At 62.1% G+C, this 11,470-nt stretch carries 9 protein-coding genes; 8 read left to right on the forward strand and 1 reads right to left on the reverse strand.

Features of this window, described 5'->3' with window-relative positions:
• Positions 1-212 precede the first annotated feature (212 nt).
• A complete protein-coding gene (locus HX814_RS21200) occupies positions 213-926 on the reverse strand; it encodes a tellurite resistance TerB family protein (RefSeq protein WP_177008139.1) in 714 nt (237 codons plus the stop codon).
• 168 nt (positions 927-1,094) lie between these two features.
• Here HX814_RS21200 and HX814_RS21205 point away from each other — a divergent pair, with 168 nt between their 5' ends.
• The 8 genes from HX814_RS21205 to HX814_RS21240 all read left to right on the forward strand — a co-directional run bounded on the left by HX814_RS21205 (position 1,095) and on the right by HX814_RS21240 (position 11,406).
• Positions 1,095-2,006 carry a LysR family transcriptional regulator gene (locus HX814_RS21205; protein ID WP_003209548.1) on the forward strand — a complete coding sequence of 304 codons (912 nt, stop codon included), beginning with the start codon at positions 1,095-1,097 and terminating at the stop codon, positions 2,004-2,006.
• A gap of 133 nt (positions 2,007-2,139) precedes the next feature.
• Positions 2,140-3,597, forward strand: a complete 1,458-nt coding sequence (locus HX814_RS21210; RefSeq protein ID WP_003209549.1) for a gamma-aminobutyraldehyde dehydrogenase — start codon at positions 2,140-2,142, stop codon at positions 3,595-3,597.
• 72 nt (positions 3,598-3,669) lie between these two features.
• Positions 3,670-4,821, forward strand: coding sequence for a putative ABC transporter substrate-binding protein YdcS (ydcS, locus tag HX814_RS21215; protein WP_177008140.1), 1,152 nt, complete (start codon positions 3,670-3,672; stop codon positions 4,819-4,821).
• Between the two features lie 180 nt (positions 4,822-5,001).
• A complete protein-coding gene (locus HX814_RS21220) occupies positions 5,002-6,036 on the forward strand; it encodes an ABC transporter ATP-binding protein (RefSeq protein ID WP_003209551.1) in 1,035 nt (344 codons plus the stop codon).
• 1 nt (position 6,037) lies between these two features.
• Complete coding sequence (locus HX814_RS21225; protein WP_003209552.1) at positions 6,038-6,967, forward strand: ABC transporter permease; 930 nt, start codon at positions 6,038-6,040, stop codon at positions 6,965-6,967.
• Positions 6,957-7,766, forward strand: a complete 810-nt coding sequence (locus HX814_RS21230) for an ABC transporter permease (RefSeq protein ID WP_003209553.1) — start codon at positions 6,957-6,959, stop codon at positions 7,764-7,766. The genes HX814_RS21225 and HX814_RS21230 overlap by 11 nt, the downstream gene beginning before the upstream one ends.
• Positions 7,767-7,944: 178 nt before the next feature.
• On the forward strand, positions 7,945-9,369 hold the full coding sequence (locus HX814_RS21235) for a gamma-aminobutyraldehyde dehydrogenase (RefSeq protein WP_008438218.1): 1,425 nt from the start codon (positions 7,945-7,947) through the stop codon (positions 9,367-9,369).
• Positions 9,370-9,543: 174 nt separating this feature from the next.
• Positions 9,544-11,406, forward strand: a complete 1,863-nt coding sequence (locus HX814_RS21240; protein ID WP_177008141.1) for an NAD(P)/FAD-dependent oxidoreductase — start codon at positions 9,544-9,546, stop codon at positions 11,404-11,406.
• The last annotated feature ends 64 nt before the right edge of the window (positions 11,407-11,470 follow it).

The following is an 11,470-nucleotide window of genomic DNA, read 5'->3' on the forward strand; positions in this document are numbered from 1 at the left end:
AACCGGCAGGACGCCGGTTTAGCCGCGCCGGGCCATGGATGGCCCGTCGCGGCGGCCCGCGGAGCAATGCCGGAGTGAGGGAACGCCGAGCCTAAGCGAGGCGCCGACAGGCGGGGCAGAGCGCTTTGGTTACTTTGCCGCTTTTGCAAAGTGACTCGCTGTAAGAGCGAAACCATAAGTAGCCGTTACCGCAGAAACGGATATGTACACAATCAAACCACCACAGCCTGCCGCACCTGCTTCTCCAGTTCAGCCTTCAACCCAGGCTCCAACTTAAGCTGCCGCGCCAACTCATCGAGGTAAGCCTTCTCCATGAAGTTCTCCTCATCCACCAACATCACACTGGCGATATACATCTCGGCAGCCAATTCCGGAGTACTGGCAGCCCGAGCCACATCTGCCGGATCCAGCGGCTTGTTCAGCTCGGCATGTAACCACTGCTGCAACTCACGATCGTTATCCAGCTTCACAAACTCCCCTTCGATCAACGCCCGCTCACGCTCATCCACATGCCCGTCAGCCTTGGCCGCAGCCACCAGCGCCTTCAAAATCCCCTGGCTGTGCTGCTCGACCTGGGCCGGTGGCAACCGATCAATGGTCTGCGGCTCCCCTTGAGGCGCACTGGCCTGCTGCGCCTGCCAATTACCGTAGGCCTTGTAGGCAATCACCCCCAAAGCAGCCAACCCGCCATAGGTCAGCGCCTTGCCGCCAAACTTGCGGGCTTTTTTGTTGCCCAGCAACAGACCCATGGCGCCGGCCGCGAGGGCCCCACCACCGGCACCGCCAAGCAAGCTACCCAACCCGCCGCCACCCAGCAGTCCGCCAAGGGCACCCTTGTCATCTGACTTGCGCTGCCCGCCAGCCTTGTTCTGCAACATGTCCTGGCCGGATTTGAGCAGTTGATCGAGCAATCCACGGGTATTCATTCACAACCTCCAGAAACTCAAGTTCACAGGACCAATAGGCCCCCAGCGTAAAACTAAGTGCCAAAAACCCCCGATCTAGAGTGCTTCCAGATGTAACGCGCTTACCCCTCAATTAAAACGATATACACTCGAACAAATCTATAAAAACACCCCACTGGTAATTCCAGCATGATGACCTTGCGTCAGATCCGTCACTTCATCGCCGTGGCCGAGACCGGCTCGATCTCCGCCGCTGCCCAGACCGCCTTCATCTCCCAGTCCACCCTGACCCTGGCGATCCAGCAACTGGAACAGGAAATCGGCGTCAACCTGTTCAACCGCCACGCCAAGGGCATGACCCTGACCCACCAGGGCCACCAGTTCCTGCGCCAGGCGCACCTCATCCTCGCCACCGTCGACAACGCCAAGCGCAGCCTGCAACAGAGCACCGACCAGGTGGCCGGGCAGTTGATCATCGGCGTGACCAGCCTGGTCGCCGGCTACTACCTGGCGGACTTGCTTACCCGCTTCCAGCGCGCCTACCCCAATGTCGAAATCCGCGTGATGGAGGACGAACGCCCCTACATCGAACACCTGCTGGTCAGCGGTGAAATCGACGTCGGCGTGCTGATCCTCTCCAACCTCGAAGACCGCCACGCCCTGCAAACCGAAGTGCTCACCCACTCGCCCCACCGTTTATGGCTGCCGGCCCAGCACCCGCTGCTGGAACACGACAGCATCAACCTGGCGGATGTGGCGCGCGAGCCGCTGATTCAACTGAACGTCGATGAAATGGGCCACAACGCCCAGCGCATGTGGACCGGCGCCGGGCTGCAACCCCGCGTCACCTTGCGCACCGCCTCGACGGAAGCCGTGCGAAGCCTGGTCGCCGCCGGCCTGGGCGTGTCGATCCAGCCGGACATGACCTACCGCCCCTGGTCCCTGGAAGGCGACATCATCGAGGCCCGGCCGATTGCCGACCTCAGCCAGACCCTAGACGTGGGCCTGGCCTGGCGCCGGGGCACGGCGCGCCCAGCACTGGTGGACCCATTCCTGACGGTGGCCCGCGAACAGCCCCACCCACGCAAGCCATCTATTTAATCGAATGCTGCTTTCAGTATTTAGTATTTGTTGACCTCGCGCCTGACCTCTAGTCTCTGCTCATCCCATAAGAGAAGGTCAGGCGCCTCGCACGAGAACAGCCATGACCACACAAGAAAAGAGATCGCGAAAAATGTCTGGCGCGCCCACACCGCTGCTCACTGCGTTGCTGATCGACGGCGAACTGGTCCCGGGCCAGGGGTTTGTCGAGCCGATCATCAACCCGGCCACCGGTGAAATCCTCACCCATATCGCCGAAGCCAGTACCGAGCAGGTCGAAGCCGCAATCCTCGCCGCCCACCGGGCCTTTGCCGGTTGGTCGCGGACCACGCCCCAGCAGCGTTCGAACATCCTCCTGGGCATCGCCGAGACAATCGAAAAACAAGCCGACTACCTCGCCCGCCTGGAATCGCTGAATTGCGGCAAGCCGCTGCACCTGGCACGTCAGGACGATTTGAGCGCGACCGTCGATGTGTTCCGTTTCTTCGCCGGCGCCGTGCGCTGCCAGACCGGGCAACTGAGCGGTGAATACCTGCCGGGCTACACCAGCATGGTGCGTCGCGATCCGATTGGCGTGGTGGCCTCCATTGCGCCGTGGAATTACCCGCTGATGATGGCCGCCTGGAAAATCGCCCCGGCCCTGGCGGCCGGTAATACCCTGGTGTTCAAGCCGTCGGAACATACCCCGCTGTCGATCCTGGCCCTGGCGCCCGTACTGAGCCAGTTGTTGCCGCGCGGGGTGATCAACATCCTGTGTGGCGGCGGCGAAGGGGTCGGCAGCCATTTGGTCAGCCACCCGAAGGTGCGCATGGTCTCGTTGACCGGCGATATCGTCACCGGGCAGAAGATCCTCCAGGCCGCCTCCAAGACACTCAAGCGCACGCACCTGGAGCTGGGCGGCAAGGCCCCGGTGATCGTGTGCAACGACGCCGATCTGCAAGCCGTGGTCGAAGGCGTGCGCGCCTACGGTTACTACAACGCCGGCCAGGACTGCACCGCCGCGTGCCGCATCTACGCCCAGGCCGGCATCCACGACAAATTGGTGGCCGAGCTCGGCGCCGCCGTCAGCAGCCTGCGGTTTGCCGGCAAGCGCGATGCCGACAACGAACTCGGCCCGCTGATCAGCACCCGCCAGCGCGACCGCGTCGCCAGTTTTGTCGAACGCGCCCTCGGCCAGCCGCATATCGAACGCATCACCGGCGCCGCCGTGCATTCCGGTGCTGGCTTCTTCTACCAGCCAACCTTGCTGGCCGGTTGTAAACAGAATGATGAAATCGTGCAGCGCGAAGTGTTCGGCCCGGTGGTCACCGTGACCCGCTTCGACGAGCTGGAACAGGCGGTGGACTGGGCCAACGACTCGGAATACGGCCTGGCCTCCTCCGTGTGGACCCAGAACCTGGACAAGGCGATGCAAGTGGCGTCGCGCCTGCAATACGGCTGCACCTGGATCAACAGTCATTTCATGCTGGTCAGCGAAATGCCCCACGGCGGCTTGAAGCGCTCGGGGTATGGCAAAGATCTGTCCAGCGATTCGCTACAGGACTACAGCGTGGTGCGGCACATCATGGCGCGCCACGGCCAGCATCTTTAAAACAACAACTACGCTCACGCACCACCTGCTGCAAAAACTGCCCCGACCATAATTAAAGAAGAGGGAACCCCCATGTCTGCGCACAAGACCGCTCTGCTCAGTGCCCTGACCACCGCGCTGCTGGCCAGTGTCAGCATCCAGGCCGCCGAACCGCTGAAGGCGGTGGGTGCCGGTGAAGGCCAGTTGGATATTGTCGCCTGGCCCGGCTATATCGAACGTGGCGAAAGCGACAAGAACTACGACTGGGTCACCGGTTTCGAGAAAGAGACCGGCTGCAAGGTCAACGTCAAGACCGCCGCCACCTCCGACGAGATGGTGAGCTTGATGGCCAAGGGCGGCTACGACCTGGTCACCGCATCCGGCGATGCCTCGCTGCGGTTGATCGTCGGCAAGCGCGTACAGCCGATCAACACCTCGCTGATTCCCAACTGGAAGAACATCGACCCGCGCCTGAAAGATGCGCCGTGGTACGTGGTCGGCCAGCAAACGTACGGCACGCCGTACCAGTGGGGCCCGAACGTGTTGATGTACAACACCAACGTGTTCAAGACCGCGCCCACCAGCTGGAACGTAGTGTTCGATGCGCAGAACCTGCCGGACGGCAAGCCGAACAAAGGCCGCGTGCAGGCCTATGACGGCCCGATCTACATCGCCGATGCGGCGCTGTACCTCAAGGCCACCAAGCCGGAACTGGACATCCAGAGCCCGTACGAGCTGACCGAAACCCAGTACAAGGCCGTGCTCGACCTGTTGCGCGCCCAGCAGCCGTTGATCCACCGCTACTGGCATGACACCACCGTGCAAATGAGCGACTTCAAGAACGAAGGCGTGGTGGCCTCCAGCGCATGGCCCTATCAGGTCAACGGCCTGGTCAATGAGAAGCAGCCGATTGCCTCGACCATTCCGAAGGAAGGCGCCACCGGCTGGGCGGATACCACCATGCTGCACACCGATGCCAAGCACCCGAACTGCGCCTACAAGTGGATGGACTGGTCGCTGCAGCCGAAGGTCCAGGGTGATGTGGCCTCGTGGTTCGGTTCGTTGCCGGCGGTTCCCGCGGCGTGCAAGGAAAGCGAACTGCTGGGCGCCGAGGGTTGCAAGACCAACGGTTTCGACCAGTTCGAGAAGATCGCCTTCTGGAAAACCCCGCAGGCTGAAGGCGGCAAGTTCGTGCCGTACAGCCGCTGGACCCAGGATTACATCGCGATCATGGGCGGGCGCTAAGCACTCCCTAGTTGATCGTTCCCACGCTCCGCGTGGGAATGCCTCCTGTGACGCTCCGCGTCACGACTTTAAGGGCGGACGCGGAGCGTCCAGCGCTGCATTCCCACGCAGAGCGTGGGAACGATCACCTCTACCTCCGATTTAATTTTTACAAGACGCGCCTTTTTGGAGCACCGCACCATGACGCTTGCAGTCCAATTCACCCACGTTTCCCGTCAGTTCGGCGAAGTGAAAGCCGTTGACCGGGTTTCCATCGATATCCAGGACGGCGAGTTCTTTTCCATGCTCGGCCCTTCCGGCTCGGGCAAAACCACGTGCCTGCGCCTGATCGCCGGGTTCGAGCAACCCAGTGCCGGCTCCATCCGCATCCACGGTGAGGAAGCCGCCGGCTTGCCGCCGTATCAGCGCGACGTGAACACTGTGTTCCAGGATTACGCGCTGTTCCCCCACATGAACGTGCGGGACAACGTGGCCTACGGCCTGAAAGTCAAAGGCGTAGGCAAGACCGAACGCCTCAACCGCGCCGAAGAAGCGCTCGGCATGGTCGCCCTCGGCGGTTACGGCGACCGCAAGCCGGTGCAACTCTCCGGCGGCCAGCGTCAACGTGTGGCCCTGGCCCGCGCACTGGTCAATCGTCCGCGCGTATTGCTGCTGGATGAGCCCCTCGGCGCTCTCGACCTGAAGCTGCGCGAACAGATGCAAAGCGAGCTGAAGAAACTGCAACGCCAACTTGGCATCACCTTCATCTTCGTCACCCACGACCAGACCGAAGCACTGTCGATGTCCGACCGTGTGGCCGTATTCAACAAGGGCCGCATCGAACAGGTCGACACCCCGCGCAACCTGTACATGAAGCCCGCCACCACCTTCGTCGCGGAATTCGTCGGCACCTCCAACGTGATTCGCGGCGAATTGGCGCAACGCTTGAGCGGTAACCCGCAGCCGTTCTCGATCCGCCCGGAACACGTGCGTTTCGCCGAAGGCCCGCTGGGCAGCGGCGAGGTGGAAGTCAGCGGCCTGCTGCATGACATCCAGTACCAGGGCAGCGCCACCCGCTACGAACTGAAACTGGAAAACGGCCAGGCCCTGAACATCAGCCAGGCCAACAACCAATGGCTGGACACCACCGCCGGGCATCAAGTCGGCCAGTCCATCACCGCGCGCTGGGCGCGGGAAGCCATGACGCCGTTGACCGACATCGCAGGCGAGGTGTGACATGAGCCTGGCCCTGTCCCAACCCCCGATGCGCAGGTTTTCCAACCTGCTGTACAAGAAGCCCAACCTGTACCTGTCGCTGCTGCTGGTGCCGCCGCTGATCTGGTTCGGCGCGATCTATTTGGGTTCGCTGCTGACCTTGCTGTGGCAAGGCTTCTATACGTTCGATGACTTCACCATGGCGGTCACCCCGGACCTGACCCTGGCCAACTTCGCCGCGCTGTTCCAGCCGTCGAACTTCGACATCATCGTGCGCACCTTGAGCATGGCGGTGGTGGTGTCCATCGCCAGTGCCATCGTCGCGTTCCCGATCGCCTACTACATGGCGCGCTACACCACCGGCAAGACCAAGGCGTTTTTCTACATCGCGGTGATGATGCCGATGTGGGCCAGCTACATCGTCAAGGCCTACGCCTGGACCCTGCTGCTGGCCAAGGGCGGCGTGGCGCAGTGGTTCGTGCAGCACCTGGGCCTGGAGCCGGCGCTGCAATTCATCATGGGCATTCCCGGCGTGGGCGGCAGCACCTTGAGCACCTCGCACCTGGGGCGGTTCATGGTGTTTGTGTACATCTGGCTGCCGTTCATGATTCTGCCGATCCAGGCCTCGCTGGAGCGTTTGCCGCCGTCGTTGCTGCAGGCCTCGGCAGACCTCGGCGCCAAGCCGCGTCAGACCTTCATGCAGGTGATTCTGCCGCTGTCGGTGCCGGGGATTGCGGCGGGTTCGATCTTTACGTTCTCGCTGACCCTGGGCGACTTCATCGTGCCGCAACTGGTGGGCCCGCCGGGTTACTTCGTCGGCGGCATGGTGTACGCGCAACAAGGCGCTATCGGCAACATGCCCATGGCCGCGGCGTTCACCCTGGTGCCGATCGTGCTGATCGCGGTTTACCTGTCCATCGTCAAACGTCTGGGGGCCTTCGATGCACTCTGAAAAAGCCTCACTCAGTCTAAAAATCGCGGCCTGGGGCGGGTTGGTTTTCCTGCACTTCCCGATCCTGATCATCTTCCTCTACGCCTTCAACACCGAAGAGGCGGCGTTCAGCTTTCCACCCCAGGGCTTCACCCTAAAGTGGTTCAGCGTGGCCTTCTCGCGGCCGGACGTATTGGAAGCGATCAAGCTGTCGCTGCAAATCGCGGCCATCGCCACGCTGATTGCGATGGTGCTCGGCACCCTGGCCTCGGCGGCGTTGTATCGCCGGGAGTTCTTCGGCAAGCAAGGCATCTCGCTGATGCTGATCCTGCCGATTGCACTGCCGGGGATCATCACCGGTATCGCGTTGCTGGCGACCTTCAAGACCCTGGGGATTGAGCCGGGGATGTTCACCATCATCGTCGGCCACGCGACCTTCTGCGTGGTGATCGTCTACAACAACGTGATCGCCCGTTTGCGCCGCACTTCCCACAGCCTGATCGAAGCCTCGATGGACCTCGGCGCCGACGGCTGGCAGACCTTCCGCTACATCATCATGCCCAACCTCGGCTCGGCGTTGCTGGCCGGCGGCATGCTGGCGTTCGCGCTGTCGTTCGACGAAATCATCGTCACCACCTTCACCGCCGGCCACGAGCGCACCTTGCCGCTGTGGCTGCTCAACCAGTTGAGCCGGCCACGGGATGTGCCGGTGACTAACGTGGTGGCGATGCTGGTGATGATCGTGACGATGTTCCCGATCCTGGGTGCCTATTACCTGACCCGCGGCGGCGAAAGCGTGGCCGGTAGTGGCGGTAAATAACTGACAACACATTGCCACTGAAGGAATGAGATTCAAATGTGGGAGCGGGCTTGCTCGCGAAAGCGGTGTATCAGTCAGGTGATGTATCAACTGAAAGACCGTATTCGCGAGCAAGCCCGCTCCCATACTTGAACCGGTTTCGGCAGGGGAAACGATGCAGCTTTAAGAGGACTGAACCATGCAAACCAAACTGCTGATCAACGGCCATCTGGTCGAAGGCGAAGGCCCGGCGCAGCCGGTGTTCAACCCGGCGTTGGGTCGGGTACTGGTGGAAATCAAGGAAGCCAGCGAAGCCCAGGTCGACGCCGCGGTGCGTGCTGCCGACAGCGCTTTTGAAGGCTGGTCGCAAACGCCACCGAAGGATCGCTCGCTGCTGCTGCTCAAACTCGCCGACGCCATCGAAGCCCACGGCGCGGAGCTGGCCAAGCTTGAGTCGGACAACTGCGGCAAACCCTACAGCGCGGCGCTGAACGACGAGATCCCGGCGGTGGCCGATGTGTTCCGCTTCTTCGCCGGCGCCAGCCGCTGCATGAGCGGTTCGGCCGGCGGCGAGTACCTGCCGGGCCACACCTCGATGATCCGCCGTGACCCGGTGGGCGTAATTGCCTCCATCGCGCCGTGGAACTACCCGCTGATGATGGTCGCCTGGAAAATCGCCCCGGCCCTGGCCGCCGGTAATACCGTGGTGCTCAAGCCTTCGGAACAAACCCCGCTGACCGCGCTGCGCCTGGTGGAACTGGCCGCTGAAATTTTCCCGGCCGGTGTACTCAACCTGGTGTTTGGCCGTGGGCCAACCGTGGGCAGCCCGCTGGTGAATCACCCGAAAGTGCGCATGGTGTCGCTGACCGGTTCGATTGCCACCGGGGCCAATATCATTTCCAGCACTGCCGACAGCGTCAAACGCATGCACATGGAACTGGGCGGCAAGGCGCCGGTGATCATCTTCAACGACGCCGATATCGACGCGGCGGTGGAAGGCATTCGCACCTTCGGCTTCTACAACGCCGGGCAGGATTGCACCGCTGCGTGCCGGATTTATGCACAGGCCGATATCTACGACACGTTCGTCGAAAAGCTCGGCGCGGCGGTTGCCAGCATCAAATACGGTTTGCAGGATGACCCGGCCACCGAGCTGGGCCCGCTGATCACCGCACAGCACCGTGACCGTGTGGCCGGGTTTGTGGAGCGTGCCGTGGCGCAATCCCATATCCGCCTGATCACGGGTGGCAAGGCGGTGGAAGGCAACGGGTTCTTCTTCGAACCGACGGTGTTGGCCGACGCGCAGCAGGACGATGAAATCGTGCGCCGCGAAGTGTTCGGGCCAGTAGTGTCGGTAACCAAATTCAACGACGAGGCCCAGGTATTGGCCTGGGCCAACGATTCGGACTACGGCCTGGCCTCTTCCGTGTGGACCGCCGATGTCGGCCGCGCCCATCGCCTGGCTGCACGGTTGCAGTACGGCTGCACCTGGGTGAACACCCACTTCATGCTGGTCAGCGAAATGCCCCACGGCGGTCAGAAACTGTCCGGCTACGGCAAGGACATGTCCATGTACGGCCTGGAGGACTACACCACGGTTCGCCATGTGATGTTCAAGCACTGACCCTTTACCCCTGTCGAAGCGAGCTCACTGTGGCGAGGGAGCTTGCTCCCGCTGTAGTGCGAGGTGCTCCCAGATTTTTTGGGGCCGCTACGCAGCCCAGCGGGAGCAAGCTCCCTCGCCACAACAGCCGGCTCCTGCAGGGATCTCATAACAATAAATAATTCGCAGGTTCCCATGGACATCACCCGCCGCGACTTCCTCAACGGCGTCGCTATCACGATTGCCGCCGGTATGACCCCGCTGCAAATCCTCCAGGCCGCTCCCGATGGGCGCTACTACCCGCCCGCCCTCACCGGCTTGCGCGGCAGCCATGTCGGCTCATTCGAAGTTGCCCACCAGATGGGCTGGGAAAAGAAGGCCTTCGACACCGATAAACTGCCGATCACCGAAGACTACGACCTGGTGGTGGTCGGCGGTGGCTTGAGCGGTTTGTCGGCGGCGTGGTTCTACCGTGAGAAGCACCCGAAGGCGAAGATCCTGATCCTGGAGAACCACGACGACTTCGGCGGCCATGCCAAGCGCAATGAGTTCCAGGCCGGTGGCCGGCTGATCATCGGCTACGGCGGCAGCGAAGCGTTCCAGTCACCGAATCATCTTTACAGCAAGGAAGTAAACGGGCTGTTGAAAAAACTCGGGGTGAACATCAAGCGCTTCGAGACCGCCTTCGACCGCCAGTTCTACCCGGGCCTGGGTTTGTCCCGTGGGGTGTTCTTCGACAAGGAAAACTTTGGCGAAGACAAACTGGTGACCGGCGACCCGACGCCGATGGTCGCCGACGACATCGCCCCGGACCAGTTGCATGCGCGCTCCATCAGCGACTTCATCAATGATTTCCCGCTGCCGGAAACCGACCGTCAGGCGCTGATTGCCTTGCACGTCGCGCCCAAGGATTACCTGCCGGGCAAGACTGCCGAGGAAAAGGCCGAGTACCTCGCGGCCACCAGCTACCGCGATTTCCTGCTCAAGAACGTAGGACTCTCGGAAGGCGCGGTGAAGTACTTCCAAAGCCGCACCAACGACTTCATGGCCTTGAGTATCGACGCGGTGGCGTCGGCTGATGCCTACAGTGTGGGTTTCCCTGGCTTCGGCGGAATGAACCTGGCACCGATCAGCGAAGAAGCCGCCGCAGAAATGGAAGAACCCTACATCTACCACTTCCCCGACGGCAACGCCTCGCTGGCACGCTTGCTGGTGCGCAGCCTGATTCCGGCAGTGGCACCGGGGCACACCATGGATGACATCGTGCTGGCGCCGTTTGACTACGCCAGGCTTGATCAGCCCAGGACGCCGGTGCGGGTGCGTTTGAACAGCACTGCGGTCAGTGTGCGTAACGTCGGTGACGGTGTGCACATCGGCTACAGCCGTGGCGGCCAACTCGCACAGGTACGCGGCAAACGCTGCATCCTGGCCTGCTACAACATGATGATCCCGTACCTGCTGCGCGATCTGCCGGCAGAACAAGCCCAGGCCCTGAGCCTGAACGTGAAGTACCCGCTGGTCTACACCAAAGTGGTGGTGCGCAACTGGACCTCGTTCCAGAAGCTGGGGGTGCACGAGATTTATGCAGCGACCCAGCCTTACAGTCGGATCAAGCTGGATTACCCGGTGAGCATGGGCGGCTACGAGCACCCGCGCGACCCGACGCAGCCGATTGGTTTGCACATGGTGTACGTGCCCACCAGCCCCAACAGCGGCATGAACGGCCGCGACCAGGCCCGCGCCGGGCGGGGCAAGTTGTACGGGCAGACATTTGAACAACTGGAAGCGCAACTGCGCGACCAACTGCAGCGCATGCTCGGCCCGGGTGGCTTCAACCACCAGACCGACATTCTGGCGATCACTGTCAACCGTTGGTCACACGGCTATGCGACCTTCTCCAACAGCTTGTTTGACGATGCCGATGAAAGCGAAAAACTGAAGGACCTGGCGCGCCAGCCGGTGGGACATGTGAGCATCGCCAACTCGGATGCCGCGTGGAGCGCGTATGCCCATGCGGCGATTGATGAGGCATATCGAGCGGTAGGCGAAGTGGGCTGATCCCGGCGTTCCTGAAGAGGTTGTCGTGGCGAGGGAGCTTGCTCCCGCTGGGCTGCGCAGCAGC

The organism is Pseudomonas sp. C8002 (assembly GCF_013385765.1).
GTDB lineage: Bacteria > Pseudomonadota > Gammaproteobacteria > Pseudomonadales > Pseudomonadaceae > Aquipseudomonas.